The 22332-nt window shown below is 36.6% G+C and carries 24 protein-coding genes and 1 pseudogene; 14 read left to right on the plus strand and 11 right to left on the minus strand.

The window, feature by feature from the left end:
• Positions 1 to 11 precede the first annotated feature (11 nt).
• Positions 12 to 791, plus strand: a complete 780-nt coding sequence (locus tag F3H00_RS08065) for a histidinol-phosphatase (protein WP_148798527.1) — start codon at positions 12 to 14, stop codon at positions 789 to 791.
• Between the two features lie 88 nt (positions 792 to 879).
• On the plus strand, positions 880 to 2310 hold the full coding sequence (glnA, locus tag F3H00_RS08070) for a type I glutamate--ammonia ligase (RefSeq protein WP_148798525.1): 1431 nt from the start codon (positions 880 to 882) through the stop codon (positions 2308 to 2310).
• Positions 2311 to 2472: 162 nt separating this feature from the next.
• On the opposite strand, the gene F3H00_RS08075 is transcribed toward glnA, so the two are convergent.
• Positions 2473 to 3078 (minus strand): LysE/ArgO family amino acid transporter, encoded by a 606-nt coding sequence (locus F3H00_RS08075; RefSeq protein ID WP_148798523.1) that lies wholly within the window; start codon positions 3076 to 3078, stop codon positions 2473 to 2475.
• 148 nt (positions 3079 to 3226) lie between these two features.
• Here F3H00_RS08075 and F3H00_RS08080 point away from each other — a divergent pair, with 148 nt between their 5' ends.
• Complete coding sequence (locus F3H00_RS08080) at positions 3227 to 4864, plus strand: DNA polymerase III subunit gamma/tau (protein WP_149703804.1); 1638 nt, start codon at positions 3227 to 3229, stop codon at positions 4862 to 4864.
• Here F3H00_RS08080 and ccoS read toward each other — a convergent pair.
• Both ccoS and F3H00_RS08090 read right to left on the minus strand, forming a co-directional pair.
• Positions 4861 to 5091 carry a cbb3-type cytochrome oxidase assembly protein CcoS gene (gene ccoS / locus F3H00_RS08085; protein ID WP_087578757.1) on the minus strand — a complete coding sequence of 77 codons (231 nt, stop codon included), beginning with the start codon at positions 5089 to 5091 and terminating at the stop codon, positions 4861 to 4863. The genes F3H00_RS08080 and ccoS overlap by 4 nt on opposite strands.
• Positions 5091 to 7472 (minus strand): heavy metal translocating P-type ATPase, encoded by a 2382-nt coding sequence (locus F3H00_RS08090; protein ID WP_148821942.1) that lies wholly within the window; start codon positions 7470 to 7472, stop codon positions 5091 to 5093. The genes ccoS and F3H00_RS08090 overlap by 1 nt, the downstream gene beginning before the upstream one ends.
• 289 nt (positions 7473 to 7761) lie before the next feature.
• Here F3H00_RS08090 and rho point away from each other — a divergent pair, with 289 nt between their 5' ends.
• Positions 7762 to 9102, plus strand: a complete 1341-nt coding sequence (rho, locus tag F3H00_RS08095; protein WP_148798517.1) for a transcription termination factor Rho — start codon at positions 7762 to 7764, stop codon at positions 9100 to 9102.
• A 130-nt stretch (positions 9103 to 9232) separates the two neighbouring features.
• Here rho and F3H00_RS08100 read toward each other — a convergent pair whose 3' ends face one another.
• The gene (locus F3H00_RS08100) at positions 9233 to 9445 is read right to left on the minus strand and encodes a transcriptional regulator (RefSeq protein WP_002941953.1); all 213 of its coding nucleotides are present in this window, start codon (positions 9443 to 9445) and stop codon (positions 9233 to 9235) included.
• A gap of 159 nt (positions 9446 to 9604) precedes the next feature.
• Here F3H00_RS08100 and F3H00_RS08105 point away from each other — a divergent pair, with 159 nt between their 5' ends.
• Positions 9605 to 10204 (plus strand): outer membrane beta-barrel protein, encoded by a 600-nt coding sequence (locus tag F3H00_RS08105; RefSeq protein WP_148798515.1) that lies wholly within the window; start codon positions 9605 to 9607, stop codon positions 10202 to 10204.
• A 54-nt stretch (positions 10205 to 10258) separates the two neighbouring features.
• Here the strand turns inward: F3H00_RS08105 and F3H00_RS08110 are convergent, their stop codons facing one another.
• The gene (locus F3H00_RS08110) at positions 10259 to 10738 is read right to left on the minus strand and encodes a GNAT family N-acetyltransferase (RefSeq protein ID WP_107686413.1); all 480 of its coding nucleotides are present in this window, start codon (positions 10736 to 10738) and stop codon (positions 10259 to 10261) included.
• Positions 10738 to 11841: a transcription termination factor NusA gene (nusA, locus tag F3H00_RS08115; RefSeq protein WP_148798513.1), complete on the minus strand. Its 1104-nt coding sequence runs from the start codon at positions 11839 to 11841 to the stop codon at positions 10738 to 10740. The genes F3H00_RS08110 and nusA overlap by 1 nt, the downstream gene beginning before the upstream one ends.
• Before the next feature lie 172 nt (positions 11842 to 12013).
• Here nusA and F3H00_RS08120 point away from each other — a divergent pair, with 172 nt between their 5' ends.
• The 8 genes and pseudogenes from F3H00_RS08120 to F3H00_RS10620 all read left to right on the plus strand — a co-directional run.
• Positions 12014 to 12256, plus strand: a complete 243-nt coding sequence (locus F3H00_RS08120) for an HP0268 family nuclease (protein WP_148798511.1) — start codon at positions 12014 to 12016, stop codon at positions 12254 to 12256.
• Positions 12256 to 13557 carry a tRNA (N6-isopentenyl adenosine(37)-C2)-methylthiotransferase MiaB gene (gene miaB, locus F3H00_RS08125; RefSeq protein ID WP_148798509.1) on the plus strand — a complete coding sequence of 434 codons (1302 nt, stop codon included), beginning with the start codon at positions 12256 to 12258 and terminating at the stop codon, positions 13555 to 13557. The genes F3H00_RS08120 and miaB overlap by 1 nt, the downstream gene beginning before the upstream one ends.
• Positions 13538 to 14317, plus strand: a complete 780-nt coding sequence (locus F3H00_RS08130) for a lysophospholipid acyltransferase family protein (RefSeq protein ID WP_087576977.1) — start codon at positions 13538 to 13540, stop codon at positions 14315 to 14317. Before miaB ends, F3H00_RS08130 begins: the two co-directional genes overlap by 20 nt.
• Positions 14307 to 14753: a hypothetical protein gene (locus tag F3H00_RS08135; protein WP_103582729.1), complete on the plus strand. Its 447-nt coding sequence runs from the start codon at positions 14307 to 14309 to the stop codon at positions 14751 to 14753. The genes F3H00_RS08130 and F3H00_RS08135 overlap by 11 nt, the downstream gene beginning before the upstream one ends.
• A 60-nt stretch (positions 14754 to 14813) precedes the next feature.
• Complete coding sequence (locus F3H00_RS08140; protein ID WP_148798507.1) at positions 14814 to 15818, plus strand: DUF8341 domain-containing protein; 1005 nt, start codon at positions 14814 to 14816, stop codon at positions 15816 to 15818.
• A complete protein-coding gene (locus tag F3H00_RS08145; RefSeq protein WP_107697783.1) occupies positions 15815 to 16336 on the plus strand; it encodes a PilN family protein in 522 nt (173 codons plus the stop codon). The genes F3H00_RS08140 and F3H00_RS08145 overlap by 4 nt, the downstream gene beginning before the upstream one ends.
• Positions 16329 to 16865, plus strand: a complete 537-nt coding sequence (locus F3H00_RS08150; RefSeq protein ID WP_087580004.1) for a hypothetical protein — start codon at positions 16329 to 16331, stop codon at positions 16863 to 16865. The genes F3H00_RS08145 and F3H00_RS08150 overlap by 8 nt, the downstream gene beginning before the upstream one ends.
• A 418-nt stretch (positions 16866 to 17283) precedes the next feature.
• Positions 17284 to 17436 (plus strand): annotated as a pseudogene (locus tag F3H00_RS10620) (2-hydroxyacyl-CoA dehydratase family protein); the annotation flags it as partial.
• Positions 17437 to 17601: 165 nt separating this feature from the next.
• On the opposite strand, the gene F3H00_RS08160 reads toward F3H00_RS10620, so the two are convergent.
• The 4 genes from F3H00_RS08160 to F3H00_RS08175 are packed head-to-tail and all read right to left on the minus strand — an operon-like array spanning position 17602 to position 20559.
• Positions 17602 to 18231 (minus strand): tetratricopeptide repeat protein, encoded by a 630-nt coding sequence (locus F3H00_RS08160; protein WP_148798505.1) that lies wholly within the window; start codon positions 18229 to 18231, stop codon positions 17602 to 17604.
• Positions 18232 to 18885 (minus strand): tetratricopeptide repeat protein, encoded by a 654-nt coding sequence (locus tag F3H00_RS08165; protein WP_149703805.1) that lies wholly within the window; start codon positions 18883 to 18885, stop codon positions 18232 to 18234.
• 10 nt (positions 18886 to 18895) lie between these two features.
• On the minus strand, positions 18896 to 20236 hold the full coding sequence (locus F3H00_RS08170) for a dihydrolipoyl dehydrogenase family protein (RefSeq protein ID WP_148798501.1): 1341 nt from the start codon (positions 20234 to 20236) through the stop codon (positions 18896 to 18898).
• A gap of 2 nt (positions 20237 to 20238) precedes the next feature.
• Complete coding sequence (locus tag F3H00_RS08175; protein WP_021090811.1) at positions 20239 to 20559, minus strand: hypothetical protein; 321 nt, start codon at positions 20557 to 20559, stop codon at positions 20239 to 20241.
• Between the two features lie 77 nt (positions 20560 to 20636).
• On the opposite strand from F3H00_RS08175, the gene F3H00_RS08185 reads away from it, so the two are divergent.
• A complete protein-coding gene (locus F3H00_RS08185) occupies positions 20637 to 21188 on the plus strand; it encodes a tetratricopeptide repeat protein (protein WP_148798499.1) in 552 nt (183 codons plus the stop codon).
• 24 nt (positions 21189 to 21212) lie between these two features.
• On the opposite strand, the gene prfB is transcribed toward F3H00_RS08185, so the two are convergent.
• On the minus strand, positions 21213 to 22313 hold the full coding sequence (prfB, locus tag F3H00_RS08190; protein ID WP_148798497.1) for a peptide chain release factor 2: 1101 nt from the start codon (positions 22311 to 22313) through the stop codon (positions 21213 to 21215).
• Between the last annotated feature and the right edge of the window lie 19 nt (positions 22314 to 22332).

Genomic DNA, 22332 nt, shown 5'->3' on the forward strand with positions numbered 1-22332 from the left:
AAAGGCTAAAAATGACCGTCGATCTTCACAACCACACGCCACTTTGCAAGCACGCAGTTGGAGAGCCAAGAGAGTATGTACAAAACGCAATAAAAGCTGGCACAAAATACTTTGGTTTTAGCGATCACGCACCAATGAACTACGATGAAGCTTACAGAATGAGCTTTGATGAAATGCAAGGCTATGAAGACGAAATTTTACATTTAAGAGATGAATTTAGCGGTGAGATAGAAATTTTGCTTGGCTATGAGATGGATTTTTTAGATAGATTTATGGATGAGCGAGTTTTTGCTAGAAAGGTTGATTATCTGATAGGCTCTGTGCATTTTTTTAATGGCTGGGCATTTGACAATCCAGAATTTATCGGTGGCTACGAGGGCAAAGACTTGGATCAGATTTGGCAAGAGTATTTTGATCACGTAGAAAGATCAGCCAAGCTTGGCAAATTTGACATTATGGGACATATCGATCTTTTAAAACTTTTTAAATTTTTGCCAAAAAAGGATGTTAGGATTTTGGCTAAAAATGCAGTAAATGCGATAAAAGAAGCAAATTTAGTTGTTGAGATAAATGCCGCTGGCTTTAGAAAACCTATCGGCGAGCAATATCCAAGCCTGAATTTACTTGAACTAATAGCCGAAAAAGATATAACCATCACCTTTGGCTCAGATGCTCACGCAAAAGAAGATATCGGTAAAAATGGTGAAATTTGCGAGCAAATAGCTAGAGATTTAGGTTATTCAAAATGTGCTATTTTTAAAAATAGAGATAGAGAATTAGTAAAATTTTAGATTGGGTTCAAATAAAATATAAATTTAATCTTAAATATTAGGTTTTATGATAGAATACGAAAAATTTAAAAATTAAAAGGAGAAAAAAGTGGGAAAATTCGTCCAAAATATAGATCATTTTTTTAATTTTTGTAAAGAAAATGAAGTCAAATTTGTAGATTTTAGATTTACTGATTTAGGTGGTGCTTGGCATAGCATCAGCTACAACATAAAAGCTGTTACAAAAGAAAATTTCATAAATGGTATCCCAATGGATGCTAGCTCTATGCATGGATGGCAACCAATCGATAAGAGCGATATGATAATGAAGCCAGAAGCTACAACTGCATTTTTAGACCCATTTACTTCTGATATTACAGTTGTTGTTTTTTGCGATATTTACGACATTTACAAGGGTCAAATTTATGAAAAATGCCCTCGCTCAATTGCCAAAAGAGCAATGCAGTACGTAAAAGATAGTGGTCTTGGCGATGAGGCATACTTTGGCCCTGAGAATGAATTTTTTGTCTTTGATAACGTCAAAATCATTGATAGCCCAAACTGCGCGATGTATCAAGTAGATAGCGAAGAAGGCGAGTGGAACGATGCTACTGACTTCAAAGATAGCTACAACACAGGTCATCGCCCACGCAGAAAAGGCGGCTACTTGATGACTCAGCCAATCGACAGCATGGTAGATCTAAGAGCTGAAATGATGCAAGTTCTAGAGCAAGTTGGCCTTGAAGTCTTTTTAGGACACCACGAAGTCGCTCAAGGACAAGGTGAGATCGGCGTGAAATTTGGTAACTTAGTCGAAGCCGCCGATAATGTTCAAATTTATAAATATGTCGTTCGCATGGTGGCTCACCTAAATGGCAAGACAGTTACATTTATGCCAAAACCACTCTACGGCGACAACGGCAGCGGCATGCACGTGCATCAATCAGTCTGGAAAGATGGCAAAAATTTATTCTACAAAGAGGGCAACTACGCAAATTTAAGTGACTTTGCTAGACACTACATCGGAGGCGTTTTAAAACACGCAAGAAGCGTTGCAGCTTTCACAAACCCGAGCACAAACAGCTACAAACGCCTAATTCCGGGCTTTGAAGCGCCATCTATCCTCACCTACTCTAGTCAAAACCGCTCAGCTAGCATCCGCATACCTTACGGCGCTGGCGAGAAGTCAGTTAGGGCTGAGATGAGATTTCCAGATAGCACAGCAAACCCTTATCTAGCCTTCTCAGCGATGCTAATGGCAGGCCTTGACGGCGTAAAACACAAATACGAGCCGGTTGGTCCGATGGATGAGAATTTATTTAAACTCCATCTTGATGAGATCAGAGAGCGTGGCATCGAGCAGCTTCCACACACACTTCGTGGTAGCCTTGAAGCGCTGATTCGCGATAATGAATACTTAAAGCCAATAATGACCGATCTTTTCATAGACACCTATCAACACTTCAAATTTGAAACTCAAGTTTGGCCTTACGAAGCGCGCCCAACCGCTTATGAGTTTAAAACTTGCTTCTCTTGCTAAAACGCAATCTCCAAGCTCATTTTGGGCTTGGAGACTTTTTTAATCAAATTTAAAACATAAAATCTCCGTCGTACATATCAATGCATCTTACATTAATAATATGTAAATTTTTAATACATATAAAAATACAAAATATTTAGCGTAAAATTTTATGTATCTTATCTATACTTTAGTAAAAAGTAAACTAAAAGCGATTAGAAGCATAATAATCCCAACAAAAATTTCTAAAATTTTCCATGAAAATTCTTTTGCAAAAACTGGAGCGAGAACTCTTGCTCCATATCCTAAAGAAAAGAAGAAAAATAGCGATGCAAGACTAGCACCGATGCCAAAAATTATATTTTCATCTCCAAATTTTGTTGAAATAGATCCTATTAAAAGCATCGTATCAAGATAGACGTGAGGATTTAGCCAAGTAAAAGCAAGCGTCAAAAGCACTATTTTGCTAAATTTTGACTCGTGTTGCGCACTAGGAAGAAGGCTTTTGGGATTTTTAAATGCACCATACAAACTCTTTAGACTATAGACAAATAAAAAGATAAAACCACCATATATGGCAACCTGTTTAAAAAACTCAAATTTTTGTAGCACTTTTGCAAAACCAAAAACTCCAGCAAATATAAGCAAGGCATCACCAAGTGCGCATATTAAGCAAACTGCAAAAACATGTTCCTTTTTTATACCCTGCTTCAAAACAAATGCATTTTGCGCGCCGATAGCCAATATTAAAGATAAACTTGTAAAAAATCCACTCCAAAATGCAGACATTTTCATCCTTTTTAAATTACCAATTATCTAAAATTTAACTAAAAGCAATCTAAAAGATCGAAAATTTTAACTATATGAAAAGGATAAATAATCATAAATTTATGCCTTTTTTTATAAAATCCTTGAACTTTATAAAAAGGATACCGCATTGCAAGCACTAGCTTTAAAATATCGCCCTAAAAATTTTGATGAACTCATCGGTCAAGAAGCAGTTAGCAAAAGCCTAATACATGCACTTGACGAGGGTCGCATAAGCCACGCATATCTATTTTCTGGGCTTAGAGGTAGTGGTAAAACTTCAAGTGCTAGGATATTTTCAAAAGCTCTAGTATGCGAAAAAGGACCTACTTCAAAGCCATGTGAAGTATGCCCACAATGCATAATGGCAAATGAGTCACGTCACATGGATATCATCGAGATGGACGCAGCTAGCCACAGAAAGATAGATGATATAAGAGAGCTAATAGAGCAAACAAAATATGCTCCGGCAATGGCAAGATATAAAATTTTTATAATTGACGAAGTACATATGCTAACTAAAGAGGCTTTCAATGCCCTTTTAAAAACGCTTGAGGAGCCACCAAGTTATGTAAAATTTATCCTAGCAACGACTGATCCATTAAAGCTTCCAACTACCGTGCTTTCAAGGACGCAGCATTTTAGATTTAAGCAAATAAGCAGATACAGCATCATTAAACATCTTGAGTTTATTTTAAGCAAAGAAGGCATTAGCTATGAAAAAGAGGCGCTTGAAATTTTAGCAAGAAGTGGCGGAGGATCGCTAAGAGATACTTTGACACTTCTTGATCAAGCTATCATTTACGGGGCAAATAATGTCACGGCAAATGGCGTAGCATCGATGTTAGGGCTTCTTGATCCAGAAAAGATCGAAGAGATAATAACTCATGTTTTAAATCACGATAAAAATGCTATCAGAGTGCTTGTAAGCGAGCTTGAAAGCCACGATCCAGAGATGATAATAGATGAAATTTTGGCAAATTTAAAGCAAAAATTTATAGAAAACGACTCAAAAATTTCTTTACTTGTTTATGAAAGATTTTTTAGAATTTTGGCACAAGCTAAAGGTATGCTAAATGTAAGTAGCGACAATGGCTTTGTGCTAATGCTAATGCTTTTTATGATGATAGAAGCACTAAATTTACAAGATATCGATGATGCTATAAATGAAGCGATCTCAAAAAATAACGAGAATTTCACTCAAATCACAGAAGTCATCACTCAAAAAAGCCAAGCAGCTCCTGCTAAAATGCAAGGTCCATATGAACTCTTTTTAACAAAAATTTATGATAAAAATTACGATCTTGGCGAGTTTTTTAAAGAATTTGTAGAATTTAGCTTCTTTAATAACAATGAGCTTGGACTGATAGTAAATGCAAAAGATGAAAATCTAGAGTATTTTAAGAAAAATTGGAAAATTTTAAACGAGATATTGCGTACGCTTTTTGGACAAAATGCGAAGATAGTAAATGCAAAGAGTGATGAACAAAAAGCACAAACTAAGATGCCTAAAGCCTCTTTAGAAAATAATGAAAAAAGCGAATTAGACGAGCTTGATGAGGAAATTTCAAGACTAAATGCAAATAACATTGAAACTAAAAATGAGCCAAAAACCGAGATAAAAAGCGAGCCGCAAAACGAGAAAAACAACTTTGCTTTGATGCTAAACAAAGAGCTAAAAACGCCAGAAGAGCTTCAAAGGCAAAGAGAACAAGGTGTGCTAAAAGAGGCTAATAGACTTTTTGGTGAGCCAACGATTGAGAGCTAAATTTTATCTTTATTAGATTTTGCTCTTTTTTTTAGAGCTTCTTTTTTGCGAAGCTCTAGCTCATAAGCTTCATTTAGCGCATCTTCATCGTCCAAATTTGCTCCGTCTAAAAATTTTCGGTAGTCCTCAAATTGCTTATTTTTTATCCCCCAAAGTACGCCAAAAAGCAAAAATGCTCCCATCAAAACCGAGATAAAAACCAGCATCGCAAGTGTCGCGCTATCCATTATTTTTCCTTAAATTTTCTAACAATATAAAGCGAGTTTAAGATAACACTTAGCGAGCTAAGCGACATAAAAAGCGCAGCAAATAGCGGAATGACGTAGCCACATACGGCAAATGGCAGAGCAAGAACATTATAAAGAAGGCAAAAGAGCAAATTTTGCTTTATCGTTTTGTAAGTAAATTTTGAGATTTTTATGGCCTTTGCTAGACTTTTTAAACTATCATCAAGTAGCGCTACATCACTTCTTTCTAAGCTTATTGCCGCCCCGCTTCCCATACAAATGGCAACATGAGCAAGGCTAAGCGCTGCTGCGTCGTTTATACCGTCCCCTACCATTAGCACCTTTTTGCCTTGCTCTTTTAGTTCGCTTATAAATTTAGCTTTCGTTTCAGGCAACATCTCTGCTCTAAACTCACTCACGCCAAGCTCATCTGCCACATTTTTTACCACTTTTTGCACGTCGCCACTTAAGATACACACTTTCATGCCAGCGCTATTTAGCTCGTATATCAAGGTCTTTGCTTCAGGTTTTATGCTATCTTTTAGGTAAAATTTCGCCACTAGCTCACCATTAAGTCCCACAAAAAAGCTCACATTTTCTTCAGTTTCATCAAAGCTAATACCATTTTCAACTAAAAATCGCTTGCTTCCTGCATAAAATTTTTTACCTGAAATTTCAGCCTCAACACCCTTTGCCACGCTTAAATTTATATTTTTAAGCTCTATTTTCCTTGCGCCTTTTTGCTTTAGAAATTTAGCCACTGCCACGCTTATTTGATGATTTGATATAAGAGCTAGCGAATAAATTTCATCTAAACTTATGCTCTCTTTTATGAAAAAATCACTAACTTCAAATTCTGCCTTTGTGAGCGTGCCAGTCTTGTCAAATACCGCTACATCGCACTTTGCAAGGCTTTCAAAAAATTTAGCCTCTTTAAAAAGTACTCTATTTTTAAAGGCCACACCAAGGGCACAGACACTACTAACTGGCGTGGCAAGCGCAAGCGCACAAGGGCAAGCGATCACGATGACGCTAACAGCCGTGACAATAGCCTCTGAAAAGCCATATTTAAAGTACCAAAACCAAAATGTAAAAAATGCCAAAGTCAGCACGCTAAGAGAAAATTTAGAAGCGATTTTATTGACTACTAGCTCGATATTTGGCTTTTTTAGCTCTGCATTTTGGAGTAAATTTATAAGCTGATTTAGATAAGAATTTTTAAAAATTTCCTTTGCTTCGTAGATGATTTGTCCATTTTGGCAAATGACGCCACTTTTTACCTCTTGCCCCACTCCCAAGGTCACAGGCAGGCTCTCTCCCGTTAGACTTGAGCTATCCATGCTTGCCTCACCGCTAAGCACTACTCCATCAAGTAGCGCCCTCTCGCCTGATCTAAGCACGATCTTTTCGCCCAAATTTACATCTCTTGGCTCTTTTAAAACATCTTTGCCATCCTCCAAAATACATACCTTTGTAAGCAGCATATCATTTAAGAAATTTGAAGTCTCAAGCGCCTTTTTTTTACCCAAAATTTCTAAAAATTTACCGATAAAAACAAAGGTGATGATCATTGCAACCGAGTCAAAATAGCTCTCGCCACTCCTCGTAAACATCGCAAAAATGGAGTAAATATAAGTAATGCTAGCTCCGGTGATAACAAGCAAATCCATATTTGGCGAAGCATTTTTTATGGCTATCTTTGCCCCTTTGAAAAACTCGCTACCAGTATAAAAAAGCACAGGCGTTGCCAGCACGAACTGCGCAAAGCTTAAAATATCTTTTATATCGCCTCTTATGCCGCTAAAATACCCACTATACTGAGCAATGGCTAGCCACATAATATTCATCGTAGCAAAGATACCAACTAGCGCTTTTGTGTAAAAATTTCTTCTTTTCTTAGCTAGTTCGTCCTCTTTTTGACTCGTAGCATATGGCTTTGGGACGTAGCCAACGGCATAAATTTTTTCAATTATTTGCTCTATTAAAAGCTCCTGCTCATCAAAAACAATGACCGCTTTTTGATTAAGCGAGTTGATATTTACCTCCAAGACGCCAGGTAAGCTAAAAAGTGCCTTTTCAAGTAGCCAGATGCAAGCTGAGCAAGTGATGCCATCAATTAAAAATGAAATTTGACTAAAGTCGCCCTCTTTTGTCACAAGCTCACTAAAATTTGTCGCTAAATTTTTGATATTTGCACCGTTGCTTGCCGGTGTAAGTGTATTTTTACCAAGACGTTCATAAAACTCACTAAGCCCATTTTCATTTAAAATTTCATAAACACCTTTGCAACCAACACAGCAAAATTTAAGTCCGCTTTCATTTGAGATCATCACGTTTTCATCAAATTTTAATCTACAATGAGCACATCTACTTTGTGGCATTTTTACTTTCTTTTATCTAAAATTTTTACTAATATTATTGCATCACATGCCTATTACGCACCATATAAATTTATGGTAGGCAAACTGCAAAAATAGGCATAAATTTCTTCTTTTATTATCGTTATAAAATGGCGAGATTATAGCAAATCAACCATTTTTGAGCAAAAATTTTATTTTATGCCATTTCTTGACAACAAAGTTTTATTTTTATAAAATGCCAAAACTTTCAAAAACTTCTTTTTGAAACTTAGAAATTCTGCAAAATTATCCCCGCATTTAAAGAGGAAAAATGGAAAACAACCAAACCGAGCAAAGTGCTGCTCAAAACACAAAAACTACAAAAAAACATCAAGCATCAAGAACACACATACCAGTAGACGGACACAAAATCGAAGAGCTAAGAACGCTTAGTTTAGATGAGCTAGTGCAGATCGCAAATAGCGTTGGCGTCGAAAATCCACGCGAATTTCGTAGGCAGGACTTGATATTTGAGATACTAAAAACCCAGACAAAACAAGGCGGCTTTATACTATTTACTGGAATTTTAGAGATCACAAACGAGGGTTATGGCTTTTTAAGGGCTGTTGATGCAAATTTAAGCGACAGCTCTAACGATGCTTACGTCTCAAACTCACAGATCCGCAAATTTGCACTTCGTGTGGGCGACATCATCACCGGCCAAGTAAGAGAGCCAAAAGATCAAGAAAAATACTACGCTCTTTTAAAGATCGAGGCAGTAAACTACATGCCTCTAGCAGATGCAAAAGAGAGGCCACTCTTTGACAACCTAACCCCACTTTTCCCAACTGAAAAGCTAAATTTAGAGTATGATCCGATGAAGCTAACGGGCCGCGTACTTGACCTTTTCACGCCTATTGGTAAGGGTCAGCGTGGTCTCATCGTCGCACCTCCAAGAAGCGGTAAAACTGAGCTTATGAAAGAGTTAGCTCACGGCATCGCTAAAAATCACCCAGAAGCCCAGTTAATGGTGCTTCTAGTCGATGAGAGACCAGAAGAAGTTACCGATATGCAGCGCTGCGTAAAAGGCGAGGTTTTTAGCTCGACATTTGACCTGCCAGCGCTTAATCATGTCCGCGTAGCAGAGCTTGTCATAGAAAAGGCAAAACGTCTAGTTGAGATGGGCAAAGACGTCATTATATTGCTTGATAGCATAACCCGTCTAGCACGCGCCTACAACACAGTAACCCCACCAAGCGGCAAGGTACTAACTGGTGGCGTGGATGCTAACGCGCTTCACAAGCCAAAACGCTTCTTTGGTGCAGCCAGAAACATCGAAAATGGCGGCTCTCTAACCATCATCGCAACTGCGCTAATCGACACTGGCTCACGCATGGATGAAGTAATATTTGAAGAGTTTAAAGGCACTGGAAACAGCGAGATCGTACTTGACCGCAATATCTCTGACCGCAGAATTTACCCAGCTATCAACGTACTAAAATCAGGTACCAGAAAAGAAGAACTACTTCAAAAACCTGACGAGCTTCAAAAAATTTGGGCTATCCGCTCTGCGATTGCGACAATGGATGATGTTGAAGCGCTTAAATTCTTATACGCAAAAATGCTAAAAACAAAAGACAACAAAGAGCTTCTCTCTATCCTAAACGAGTAAATTTAAATGAGCTTGAAGTGCTTGCTTTGAGCTCAAATTTCTTCACTTAAAATATCTAGCTAAAAATATCTTAGAAATTTTAAATTTTCTAGCTCTTGCAATTATAAAAGAATTTACGATTTTTAAACGATTATTTACTAAATTTTTCTATGTCTTGATTGATCAAATTTTCATATTCGCAAAGCTCATTACAAGTCTTTTTGCTCTGCTCTATAAGCTCATCAAATTTAAATCCAAGCATCACAATACGATAAAGGTTGGGCTTGTGTTTTCGCCAGTTGTAAAGCGTCGCGACATCAACGTCTAAATGATAAGCCATATCACGTTTTGTCATCTTAGCCACTTTACACTCCTTTTTTCGAGTGATTTTATAAATTTTATTCTGATAAGAAAACAATTGAATTATTTTATGTTTTTTATATATTTAATTGAATATTTAAACTTTATTTAATCCAATAAAATTTAGAATACCAGGCAAACATTTTTTAAATAAGGAGTAAAAATGAAAAATGTAGTTTTAAAAGTTGCTTTAGGCTTAAGTCTGGCTAGCGCTACTGCTTTAGCACAAGGAGCGTTCATTGGGATCGAAGGAGATTACTCTTTTAATTCAAAATTAACAGCAAAAAGCGATAATGACACAACAAAAGTCAAAAAAGCTCAACCAGGTATCGGACTAAAAGCTGGCTATGATTTTGATAGTTTTAGAGTTTATGGAGCTTACATTTACGACTTTCAAGCAAAGAAATCACTTGGCGATGAAGACGGTACAGTAATAAAATGGAGTACACATAAATTTATAGTAGGCGCAGATTATACACCAGAATTGACAAAGGACATAAAACTAGTTCTTGGTGGCTACACTGGCTACTCAAAGCTCAAAATGGATGTATTTGATATTCATGATGGCTCGGAAAAAGCTAATACAAATGGCTGGATACTAGGTGCAAGAATTGGTGTTGAATACTCTATCAACGAAAACAATGCAGTTGAGTTTGGTGTAAAAGCAGATAGAACAAAATATAGCTCTATAGCAAAATATGATAATGCAAAAATAAAAGAGACGAATGTAGGTCTTTATTTGGGATATACATATAAATTTTAATCGCTCACAAGCTCAAATTTACTCTTAAATTTGAGCTTTTTATTTAAAAACAAACTATAAATTTAAAAGTTTTTCTAAATTTTCGCCGTCTAAGCGGTAGTTTCTCCACTCAAGAGATTGATTTGTAGCACCCATGCTTTCATAAAATTTAATGCTTGGCTCATTCCAGTTTAGGCAGCACCACTCAAGCCTTTTTAAATTTTCATCCTTGCAAATTTGAGCTAAAAATTTAAAAAATGCCTTACCGATGCCTTGATTTCTAAACTCTTTTTTGACGTAAATGTCCTCAAGATAGATCCCGCCAAGCCCTAAAAATGTAGAAAATGTGTAAAAATAGATAGCATAGCCAATAGCCCTGCCCTTACTCTCGCAGATAAGGGCCTTTGCATGATTTTTATTAAAGATAGAGTCTGCAAAAATTTCATTTGTAAAAGTGACTTGATCACTTAAATTCTCATAGCTTGCAAGCTCTCTTACAAGCTCGCATATCACGTCTATATCGTCAATAGTCGCTTTTCTTATTTGAAATTTCATTAGTTATCACCAAAAAGTGCTTTTAAGTCTTTGATTGGCTCATTATTTTTTGCATTGCTACTAGTTTTTGAGCCAAGCTCATTTAGCTCGATCTCATAGCCAGTTAGCATGCTTGCTAGGCGGATATTTATGCCGTTTTTGCCGATCGCCTTACTCTTTTGTTCGCTTGCAAGTCTCACGATCGCCTTATTTTCTTCGATCTTTACAGATGTGATGATCGCAGGTGCCATAGCGCGAGCCACCAAGATCGCTGGTTCAGTGGTGTATTCGATCGCATCGATACTCTCACCATGAAGCTCTTTGCTTACGGCATTTATCCTAACGCCCTTTGTGCCGACCGTTGCACCAACTGGATCGATGTTTGGAGTGGTTGAGATGAGTGCTACTTTAGCCCTTTCGCCAGGAATTCTCGCACTTCCTTGAATGATGATGCCACCATCTTTTATCTCAGGCACTTCTGAAGTTAGCAGTGCTTCAAGAAATTTTGGCGAAGTCCTTGAAAGCTCGACCTTTATGCCTAAATTTTTATCTGTAAAAACTTTTCTAATGACTGCTTTTACCACATCGCCCACTTTAAATTTCTCGCCTTTTATGCGGTTTTTGCGTGGCAAGATGGCACGAAGCTCGTCAATCTCGATAAAAGTGTTTTCGTCATTATCGACTCTAATAACTGGTCCAAAGACCATGTGGCCGCTCATCTCATTATATTTTTGTAAAATTTTCTCTTCTACTAGGCGCTGGATATGATACTCAAGCTCCTTATGAAGCGTTTGGGCTGCGGTTCTTCCAAGGTTATCAAGGCTTAGCTCGTATGTGAGCTCATCTCCGATCTCTACACCGTTATCTATCTTTTTAGCCTCTTTTAAGCTTAAAAAGTGCTCATTGTCTTCAGCAAGTCTCTCATCATCGTTTGCTACGATTGAAATTTTTTGATAAAGCTTTAAATTTTTATTTGCATCGATGCTCACGTCATACTCATAATTTTCGCCATAAACTCTTTTTGCAGTATTTATCAAGGCTCTTATAACACGCTCTTTTACATCTTCTATCTCTAAATTTTTTTCATTTGCAATTGACTCGATGATATCTGAAATTCTTTCCATTTTTTCTCCATTGTAACGATAAATTTCGGGGATTTTTCGTGAAGTTTTGAAATTATACATAAGCCATACTTTTAATAACTTTAAGCTTATTATTAACTTTTATTTAATCCTTTTTTTATGATGTTTTGGATATATTGACCGATTAAAATTTAAGATTTTGAAAGGATTAAAAATGGAGCTAAAACTTGCAAGAGCCGAATTAGACGCAAAGCCAAAAACGATTTCACTAGAAAAAATAGAGGCAGTTGTCGAAAAAGAGGGTCAGAAAATTTTCTATTTTGATAAAGAAAACACACACAAACAACTAATCGCCTTAGTCGAGCATTTTGAAGAAAAAGGGCTAAGCGTCTATCACAGAACTGTAAAATACGGACTTGATGATAGCGACTACATGTATGAAGTGCATATACTTTAATGAGTAAAAAACTCTTTATCCAAACTCTAGGCTGTGCTATGAATGTTCGTGACAGCGAGCATATCATAGCTGAGCTCTCACAAAAAGAAGACTACTCCTTAACACAAAATATAGAAGAAGCTGATTTAATCCTTATAAATACCTGCTCGGTTCGTGAAAAGCCAGTTCATAAGCTCTTTAGCGAGGTCGGAGCCTTTGAAAAAGCCAAAAAAAGAGGTGCTAAAATAGGCGTTTGTGGCTGTACTGCAAGCCATTTGGGTAGTGAAATTTTTAAGCGCGCACCTTATGTTGATTTTGTTCTTGGCGCAAGAAATGTCAGCAAGATCACAAAGGCGGTAAATACGCCTAAATTTATCTCAACCGACATAAATCATGACGAGAGTGAATACGCATTTGGCGAATTTAGAGGCTCGCCATACAAAAGCCACATCAATATCTCGATCGGCTGCGACAAAAAGTGCACCTATTGCATCGTCCCACACACTAGAGGCGATGAAATTTCTATCCCTTCAAGCCTAATCTTAAAAGAGGTAGAAAAGGCTGCAAAAAGCGGTGCAAAAGAGATATTTTTACTAGGGCAAAATGTCAATAACTACGGTAAAAGATTTTCAGGCGTGCAAGAAAATATCGATTTTAGCGACCTGCTAGTAAAGATAAGTGAGATAGAGGGCGTTGAAAGGATAAGATTTACAAGCCCACACCCACTTCATATGGATGATAAATTTCTTGAAATTTTCACTAATAACCCAAAAATTTGCAAGTCAATGCACATGCCACTTCAAAGCGGAAACACCAAAGTCTTACGCGAAATGAAGCGCGGATATACAAAAGAGTGGTTTTTAGACCGCGCATTAAGACTTAGAAAGATGTGCCCAGACGTGAGCATCTCAACTGATATCATCGTCGCATTTCCAGGCGAGAGCGATAGCGAGTTTGAAGACACGATGGACGTGCTTGAACAAGTTAGATTTGAGCAAATTTTTAGCTTTAAGTATTCGCCTCGTCCGCTTACAAAGGCAGCTACTTTCACAAATCAAATAGATGATAAAACCGCTTCAGAAAGGCTTACTCGCCTACAAAATCGCCACAATGAAATTTTAGACGAGATCGTGGCGGTACAAAAAGATAAAATTTTTGATGTATATTTTGAAGAGCTAAGAGCAAACGGCGGCGTTGCTGGGCGAAGTTTTAATAACTTTTTAGTTCAAGTCGATGGTAGCGAAGAGCTTCTTGGCACTACACAAAAAATCAAGATCACAAACCCAAAACGAATGGTTTTGTATGGCGAGCTGCAAATTTAAAAACGTCTTTGAAAAGGTTGCCCTAAGCATTGGCGTCTTTTTCATCTACATTTTGATGTGGCTCATTTTTCTAACCTGCAAAAAGAGCTACACTCCAAATTTCTTACCACAAAATGGCTGCGTCGTCGTCTTTTGGCACGGCAGACTTAGCTTTATGAGCTTTGCTTACAGGCAGTGGTGGAGCAGACAAAATAGAAAACAAGGCAAAGTGATAATCAGCGACCACAAAGATGGCGAGCTAATCACCAGAATAATCAAATTTTTTGGCATCGACACCATTAGAGGCAGCAGCTCAAAAGGCGGTGCAAGGGCACTTATAGAAGCTCTAAGAGAGATAAAGCAAGGCCACGACGTCATCATCACGCCAGATGGCCCACGCGGACCAAGACATAGCGTGGCAGACGGAGCTGTGGTGATCGCGCAAAAGTCATCTTGCGAAATTTATGCTCTAAACTTTGAAGCAAGATCGTTTTGGGAGTTTAAAAGCTGGGACAAGATGATACTTCCAAAGCCATTTTCAACTATAAATTTTAGCCTCTCAGCTCCTTTTAGTGTGGCAAATTTAGAGCAAAAAGAGGCAAAAGAGAAGATACAAAATGAGCTTTGGCAAGCCTCGCAAAACGACGGTGGTAAGAGCGTGGAGCAAAACCAAGAGGACTTTAGAGCAAATTTAAAAATTTGGTGGAAAAAGTATGCGCATAAAAATCCGCAAATAAGAGACGAGATAAAAGAAATTTTGGATGAAATTTATGAAAAATAAACTATCTATTTTTATAGCCATCTTTCTAATTGTTTTATTCGGACTATTTTTTTATAGCGACAACTCCTACAAACTCGCCCTTGAAGCAAAATTTTTATACGAAAACAAAGAATACGAAAAGGCCTTAAATTTAAGCCAAAAAGCACTTGATATAGATATTTATAACAAAATGGCAAATACTGTGCTAAATCAAAGCAAGGCTGCTATCAAATTTAGCTCATACATAAAAAACGGCAAAGAGTATCTTGAGCGTATCAAAAAAATGAGCCAAAGTAGCGTCAGCAAGGCTGATAGTGAGCGCATTAAGATGATGTGTGATGTGATGATAGAGGATTTTGACGACCTTAAAAACTCGGCCCTACTTGATAATGAGCTAAAAAATGAAGCTTTAAATACAAAAGAGATTTTCGTTAAGCTTAAAAACGAGCTGTTTTAAACTTATTTAATCCCTTTTTAGCTACCATAACGAAAATTATGCACTAAATTTAGGAGATTTATGTCTTTTAGCGTTAAAAAGCTTTTTTCTAACCTTTTTTTAAGCGTCGTGTTGGAGGGCAATGAGTGCATATTCTTCGGTCAAGTCTTTAGAAATGGCAAACTTTCAAAAACCATAAATGCCAAATTTACAGATATAAATATCGATAATATCGATGAAAAAATCATAAAATATATAGAAGAGCAAGAAAAAGCATATTTTGGTGTGTATGTTTCAGTTTTTTTTAACGATGACTCGCAAGGCGCACTTCCTAGTGTTAGCTTTGACGAATACAAAAAATTTAATATAAGTACTAAAAACCTTACAAGCCTTATCATGCAAGATAGCTGGAGTATTTATGCAAATTTAAATGCTATAAAAAAATATAAAAATTTATTTGGACAAGATAGCGTGGATCTCATCTACTCACCTATTGCCCTACTCTTTCACGAGCTCTTAAAACGCGGAATTTCTCCAAAAACTACACTTTATCTTTATATCCATGCACATTCGTTTACGCTTGCGATATTTAAAGATAAACAAATGAAATTATCCACTTTTTTAAATATGTCTGGCATTGAGGAAACCAACCAAGAAGCTGAAAGCCTAAAAGAAGAAGATATAACAGATATTGACAACTTAATCATTAAAGAAGAAAATGACGCAACATCGCTTGATGATTTTAAAAGTTTAGATGATTTTTTAAGTGATGATAAGCCAAAAGAATTTGAAGATCTAAATTATGAACTAAATATGCCAGCTTCTACAAATGTAGAAAAATCGGTTGCTATTTTTGGGTATGACATGAAGATGTTTGATTACATCGTAAAGGCTGTAAGAGAATTTTACGAAAATCCTCTCTACAGCGGTGATTTTATTGAGCAAATCATTGTTTTTGAAAATACGAAAACAAGTGCAACCTTTTTACAATATCTGCAATCCGAGCTTTTAGTGGAGACTTCGGTGTATCCAGTGAATACAAATCATATTATGAATGAAATCATGCAAGAAGAGATAATATTATGAGATTTAGCTTTATTGCCCAAGAGCCAAGACCACTTATATCTATCTTTAGCAAAATTTGGCTAAGCCTTATAAGCTTTGTGTTTGTAGCTCTTTTGGCAGCAAATTTCTTTATACTCTATAAAAATTATTCAATTGAAAAAAATATAAATTTTTTATCAAATAAGCAAAAAGAACTTAGTCGAAAAATAGTCACAACAGATGAAATTTCAGCTAAGCTCGCCGTACAAATAGAATCTGCAAATGATATTTTCACATCAAATTCTATTCTCAAGCAAAGTTTGCACAATCTTTTTGATCTAGTGCCTGACAGTATAACGCTCGAAGAGGTTTTTATGGATAAAAACTCACTCATCATTCGTGGCATAACGCCGACAAAAGATGTATTTAACCAGCTTCTAGCTTCACCTTTAAGATCTATTTTTACAACTTCAAATACTAGCTTTTATCAAAGTAAAAACGGCTGGTATGGCTTTATAAGTACAAATAAAATTGATAATTCTGAGGGATATAATGAGTAAAAAAGATACGAGCTTAGAAAAAATAGATCCCGTCAAGCTTTTACTTTTTATATTTGCTTTTATCGTAGTTTGTTTCATTATGATATTTGGTTTTATCGTGCCAAATATAAAAGAATTTAAAAGCCTAACTAGGCAAAATTATTCACAGACCTCATCTTATACAAAAGTAAAAAATGAATTTGAAGCCAAATTTAAAGCCCTTGAAGCAACTAAACAAAAAGATGGAGCTATCATTTCAGCTTTTGAGACTAAATTTGATAAAGATAAATTTATAGAATTTGCCTCCAAATTTTTCAGTGAAGTAAGCCTTAGTAAAATAGAAGAAAGTGATAATAACGCTAGTGAAAAATTTTTTAGATTTCGCCTAAATGTAACTAGCTCTCTAAGGACACCACAAAAATTTTATGACTTTTTAGATGCGCTTAGCAGCTATGACAGTATCGTAAAGACTGAATTTCCTATCGTCATGAAAGGCGAAAAGGATAAAATCCATACTACTTTTAATATAAAAGTTTTTGGGTTGAAGTAAAATTTTAGATTTCATTTAATAAAAAGCTACAAATAGATAGCATTTCTCTCAAGTTCTTAGTTGTAGAAATTATATTTTTATAGACATAAATTTATGTATTTCATCGGTATTGATATAAGCTGAACATCTACAAAAGTAGCAATACTAGATAATCAAGATAATTTTTGTGATCTATTTTTTTGTTATCAAGTAGTTTTAGTGCCATAAAAATAGTACGCGATATAAAAGAAATTTTAGAACAAAAAGGCTATCAATATGCTTCAATCGTAGCTACTGAATATGGAAGAGTAAGTGTAGAAGCGGGTGTAGTATAGTTTTTGAAAACCGTACAGGAACTAAAAATTTAAAAATAATATGAGTACACAAGGCGACCTTGTAGAAAATATCGCCAAACATTACATAAAGATGTCCCTCTTCAGTAATGTACAAAAACGACGCAAGATCTGATGCTATCAAAAAATTTGTAGATGAATATAAAGTAGATGGTGCAATAGATATCGTTTTAAGTGGCTGTCACACTTATGCAATAAAAACAAACAAGATAAAAGAAGCAGCAAAGAAGCTGGTGTAAGCTATATGAGTCTTGAAACTGACTACTCCAAACAAGATGTATGTTGGCCAGATCTGTACACGCTTGGAGGCATTTTTAGAATTTCTCAATTAAAATATAAAATTTTAAAAGGCTCAAGAAAGAGCCTTTGTTGATTTGTTACGAATTTTTAGAACAGTATTTTGACTAGTATTGCTTTTTCTCCACACATTTGCCAAGTTGGCAGGCTCTTTTGTAAAGTACGTCTGCCTTTGTTTCATCGCCGCTTAGCTTTGCAAGCAAAAAGCACGACTGAGCATACTCAAGTTCGCAACTCTTTGCCAAAAGCCTTAGCACTCTAGACTCAGCCTTAGCTCTATCTATCTTATGAGTCTTTAAATTTTCGCTTTCTATGTAGGATTTTAGCCCCATAGCCTCATTATAGCAGCCAACGCCGTCGCCGCTATCACAAGCTAGTTTATAAAGCTTTAGAGCTTTTTCCATATCTTTTTGCTCATCAATCAGCCCTTGCTCATAAATTTGGCCTAAATTTGAACAAGCCGTCGCAAGCCCAGCATTACAAGCTTTTTCGTAGTAGCCTTTTGCCTTTACGAAGTCTTTTTCATTGCTAAAATTTACAGCTAAATTGTTACAGTCGATGCTATTTCCGCTCTCGCAGTTTTGTACCATCTTCTCTTTTTCTAGCTCCAGACGCTCCACCCTAGCCTCTTCATCACTTTGCCAAAAGCCAAAGCTTACCATCTTTTGCCACGACCAGCAACCACTAAGCATAAAGCCCATGGCCAAAACAAGACTAAAATTTAAGACCTTTTTCACTTACATTCCCAGCTTTGTGCCTAGTCTTTTCATCTGAGGGCATGCCTTGCTTAGCCCACGAAAGCAAGCGACTTTATAAATTCCATAAGCCCTTTTTTCATCTTTATTGACACCAAGACCAAGCTCGTACATCGCACCGATATTAGCACAACTTGGCAAATCGCCAGCATTGCATGCATTTGTATAAGCTTGCATTGCTAAGTAATAATCTCGCTTAACGATTTCACCTTTTCTATAAGCATTGCCTAAATGATAGCAAGCTTGCATGCCTCCGCCATTGCAACTTTCTTTATAAATTAAAATTGCTTTTTTTGGATTTTTTTTAACTCCGAGTCCAAGCTCATAAAGAGTGCCCAAATTTGCACAACCGACTTGTACTTTAGCATCGCAAGCTTTTTTATAATTTGTTAAAGCATTTTCATATTCTTTTAAAAGCTCGTAATTTACACCCAAATCGTTGCAAGCTTCCGCATCGCCTTCTTCGCATTTTGGTATTAAAATTTCGATCGCATTTCTTGAAATTTGCTCTTTATTTTGCACTATTTTTTCATCCTTTGGTTGCTGCCACGAATCATCTTGTTTTTGTCCTACACCAATCACATTTAAGCAGCCAGTGAAAAATAAAGCCAATAAAAGCAATAAATCTTTTTTCATTCTTTTCCTTTTAAAATTGTCCAAATAAGTCATTTAGTGCTTCACTGATACTTGGATGAGTGAAAATTTGATTTTTAAAGAAATTTGCATTTGCTTTTAAATTCATTGCAATTGCGATTTCATTTATCAGCTCATTTGCATAGATGCAGTGAAAGCTAACTCCTAAAATTTCGCCGCTTTGTGCATCAACGATAGCTTTTAGCATGCCTACATCATGATTTAGTACTTTTGCGCCTGGTACTGTTGCCATACTAAGCTTTAGCTCTTTAAAATTTAGCCCAAGCTTGCTAGCCTCTTTTGCATTTACTCCAACTCTTGCTAGCGGAGTGTCGGTAAATAGTACATTTGCATGAATACTTCTATTTTTGGTATTTCTCTTTTTATCACCAAAAATTTGTGAATAAACTATCCTAAAATCATCTAAGCTCGTATAAGTAAAAAGCTCTCCGCCGCGTACGTCGCCTACCGCATAGATGTTTGGCATATTTGTTTGAAGATTTTCATTTGTCTTTATAAAGCCTTTTTCATTTAGCTCAACTCCAGCAGCTTTTAAATTTAAATCATCTACATTTGCTACTCTGCCAAGTGCGATCAAAAATGCATCAGCTCTAAGGCATCTTTGCTCGCCATTTTGCTTGAAATTTAATACATTTTCTTTAATGCACTCTATCTCGCAACCCTCTAAAATTTCAACGCCTTGGACTCTAAGAGCTTCTTTTACGCTATTAGCTATATCATCATCTTCGTTTTTAAGTAGTTTTGAACGTCCTATGATAGTCACTTTTGAGCCAAAATTTGCAAACATCGATGCAAACTCTATGCCGATAAAACCACTACCGATAATGACAAAATGCTTTGGTAAATTTTTTAGATCAAGCAAAGTTTGGCTTGAAAATACATTTGAGTTTACAACCTCAAAAGGAGCATCTGTATCTTTTGAGCCACTATTTATGATAATAAAATCGCCCTCTATTAGCTTTTTCTCACCACTTGGCGTTGTTACAAGTATGCTATTTTTACTAGCAAATGAGCCAACACCATCGATCACATCGATATTTTCTTTATCATTTAACATCGCATAGTTTTTAGCATTAAGAGCCGAGATTAGTTTATTCTTATTTTCCACACTAAGCGTGTAATATTCGCTTTCGACACTATTATTTACAAATTTTGCCTCTTTAGCGGCTGTTATTAGACGTTTGGTTGGTATGCAGCCAACATTTATGCAAGTGCCTCCATACATCTTTGGTGATCTCTCTACAAGAGCCACTTTTTTGCCAAGTGCGGCAGCTTTAACCGCTAGCGTTTTGCCAGCTTTTCCAAAACCAATAATTACAATATCATATTTCATTTTCAGTCCCTTATCTTTCCCATTACATAGTAAGTTGTTTCATTTATCTTTTTTAGCTCCATTTTATATTTATTAGCCCAGTTTTTTATAATCTCATCAACTCGCTCTTTTATTTCATTAACGGTAGCTACATTTTTTATCTTTAGTCTATCTTCACTTCCACTCATCGCCACAAAACAAAGGTGCGGCTTTAAATGGTCATTTAGTTCAATTATGCTCTTTGGCAAAAGACCGTCAGTGTTGTTTAAAATTCTACACATTTGAGCAGTGGTCGTTTCATTGACGTTATAGCCAAGCTGGATTAAAAGCGCATTATGATCCATATCGTTCCTTTTGCTTAAAATTTGCGGGCATTATAAGATAAAATTGGATAAAATCGCCTAAATTTTCAAGGACAAATATGAAAAAATTTATCATTTTTGTGTTTAGTGTTTTGCTATTTTGGGGATGTTCGTTAGATCAAATTTCACAAAATTTTGGCCTTAGTGAGCCACCACTTGATCCAGAGGTCGAGCAAATAGCAGACGCCATCTATCTATATAACGAGGGCAACTATCCAAAAGCTTGCAAGAGATTTTATGATTATGCAAAAGATGGAAATGTGCTTGCCATGCAGCAAACTGGCGTTTGTTTTCGTGATGGTAAAGGCTTTAGCAAGGATATCTTAAGGGCACTTTTTTGGTTTGAGACAGCTGGCAGATACGGCAATATAGACGGACTAAGAAGTGCTGGATATATCTACGAATACGGCCTTGGGGTCAATAAAAATTTAGAAAAAGCGATATATTTTTACGAAAAAGCCACAAGCCTTGGCTCAAGTGAGGCCAGCTACGATCTGGGGCTTATCTATCTAGGCAAAAATGACTATAAAAAAGCGAGAATTTATCTTGATGAATCTTGCTTTAAAGGCAAAGAAGAGGCGTGCATGAAGCTAAAAGAGATGAAATTTTAGCTCTCATCTCTTTTTATAAATTTATTACGCCTCAGCCTTTTGAGCGATCAAGACGCCCTCTATCATCTTTTTGATATCCCCATCAAGTATCGCATCGGTTTGTGAATATGCCTCGCCACTGCGGTTGTCTTTTACTTGCTGATACGGGAAAAGTACGTATGATCTTATCTGATGACCCCAGCCGATCTCGCTCTTTTCGACGCTGTTGCTCGCTTCTTGTTGTTTCATTAGCTCAAGCTCGTAAAGGCGAGACTTTAGCATTTTCATCGCTGTAGCTCTATTTTTGTGCTGACTGCGGTCATTTTGGCACTGCACGACGATGCCAGTTGGTATATGCGTGATACGGATGGCTGATTCTGTCTTATTTACATGCTGACCACCAGCACCACTTGCTCTATAAGTATCTATTTTTAGATCTTTTTCTTCGATCTCGATCTCTATATCATCATCTACTTCAGGGCTTACCATGACGCTAGAAAAGCTTGTATGACGGCGCCCTGCACTATCAAATGGACTTGTGCGAACGAGCCTGTGGATGCCATTTTCTGCTTTGAAGTAGCCATAAGCATTTTCACCTTTTACAATAAAGCTAACATCCTTTAGCCCAGCCTCATCACCCTCTTGAAAGTCAAGAGTCTCAACCTTAAAGCCCTCACGCTCGCAAAATCTAAGATACATCCTATAAAGCATGCTCGCCCAGTCGTTACTCTCAGTGCCACCAGCTCCAGGGTGGATCGATACGATCGCATTTTTGCCGTCATCTTCGCCGCTTAAAAGCATAGAAATTTCAAGATTTACTATCTTTTCATCTAAATTTTTAGCGTCATCAAAGAGAGAATTTATAGTCTCTTCGTCATTTTCAGAATTTGCTAGCTCAAAAAGTTCCTTTGCATCACTTACTGCCTGATTAGCATCGTTAAATTTTGCAAGCATGTTTGAAATTTTTGTCTTTTCTTTATTTAGCGCCCCTGCTTTAGCGATATCTTGCCAAAAATCAGGATCTTGCTCGGTGGCCTCGATCTCTTTTAGTCTAGCCTTTATCTCTTCAGGCTTTACGATAGAGCCTATGTTTTCAACTTTTGTTTGTAGCTTCTTTAAAAGCTCGTTGTATTCGTAACTATCCAAGTTTTTCTCCAAAAATTTT

Origin of the sequence: Campylobacter concisus (assembly GCF_902460845.1) — a bacterium.
GTDB lineage: Bacteria > Campylobacterota > Campylobacteria > Campylobacterales > Campylobacteraceae > Campylobacter_A > Campylobacter_A concisus_X.

What these genes read in the sequence shown, in the direction of transcription:
- F3H00_RS08065 (WP_148798527.1), top strand. Translation starts at nt 12, where the DNA reads ATGACCGTCGATCTTCACAACCACACGCCACTTTGCAAGCACGCAGTT.
- F3H00_RS08110 (WP_107686413.1), bottom strand. Translation starts at nt 10,738, where the DNA reads ATGAAATTTCAAATAAGAAAAGCGACTATTGACGATATAGACGTGATA.
- F3H00_RS08130 (WP_087576977.1), top strand. Translation starts at nt 13,538, where the DNA reads ATGGCGAGCTGCAAATTTAAAAACGTCTTTGAAAAGGTTGCCCTAAGC.
- F3H00_RS08165 (WP_149703805.1), bottom strand. Translation starts at nt 18,885, where the DNA reads ATGAAAAAAGATTTATTGCTTTTATTGGCTTTATTTTTCACTGGCTGC.
- F3H00_RS08140 (WP_148798507.1), top strand. Translation starts at nt 14,814, where the DNA reads ATGTCTTTTAGCGTTAAAAAGCTTTTTTCTAACCTTTTTTTAAGCGTC.
- F3H00_RS08120 (WP_148798511.1), top strand. Translation starts at nt 12,014, where the DNA reads ATGGAGCTAAAACTTGCAAGAGCCGAATTAGACGCAAAGCCAAAAACG.
- nusA (WP_148798513.1), bottom strand. Translation starts at nt 11,841, where the DNA reads ATGGAAAGAATTTCAGATATCATCGAGTCAATTGCAAATGAAAAAAAT.
- F3H00_RS08150 (WP_087580004.1), top strand. Translation starts at nt 16,329, where the DNA reads ATGAGTAAAAAAGATACGAGCTTAGAAAAAATAGATCCCGTCAAGCTT.
- miaB (WP_148798509.1), top strand. Translation starts at nt 12,256, where the DNA reads ATGAGTAAAAAACTCTTTATCCAAACTCTAGGCTGTGCTATGAATGTT.
- F3H00_RS08135 (WP_103582729.1), top strand. Translation starts at nt 14,307, where the DNA reads ATGAAAAATAAACTATCTATTTTTATAGCCATCTTTCTAATTGTTTTA.
- F3H00_RS08075 (WP_148798523.1), bottom strand. Translation starts at nt 3,078, where the DNA reads ATGTCTGCATTTTGGAGTGGATTTTTTACAAGTTTATCTTTAATATTG.
- F3H00_RS08170 (WP_148798501.1), bottom strand. Translation starts at nt 20,236, where the DNA reads ATGAAATATGATATTGTAATTATTGGTTTTGGAAAAGCTGGCAAAACG.
- F3H00_RS08185 (WP_148798499.1), top strand. Translation starts at nt 20,637, where the DNA reads ATGAAAAAATTTATCATTTTTGTGTTTAGTGTTTTGCTATTTTGGGGA.
- ccoS (WP_087578757.1), bottom strand. Translation starts at nt 5,091, where the DNA reads ATGGATAGCGCGACACTTGCGATGCTGGTTTTTATCTCGGTTTTGATG.
- F3H00_RS08105 (WP_148798515.1), top strand. Translation starts at nt 9,605, where the DNA reads ATGAAAAATGTAGTTTTAAAAGTTGCTTTAGGCTTAAGTCTGGCTAGC.
- F3H00_RS08145 (WP_107697783.1), top strand. Translation starts at nt 15,815, where the DNA reads ATGAGATTTAGCTTTATTGCCCAAGAGCCAAGACCACTTATATCTATC.
- F3H00_RS08090 (WP_148821942.1), bottom strand. Translation starts at nt 7,472, where the DNA reads ATGCCACAAAGTAGATGTGCTCATTGTAGATTAAAATTTGATGAAAAC.
- F3H00_RS08175 (WP_021090811.1), bottom strand. Translation starts at nt 20,559, where the DNA reads ATGGATCATAATGCGCTTTTAATCCAGCTTGGCTATAACGTCAATGAA.
- rho (WP_148798517.1), top strand. Translation starts at nt 7,762, where the DNA reads ATGGAAAACAACCAAACCGAGCAAAGTGCTGCTCAAAACACAAAAACT.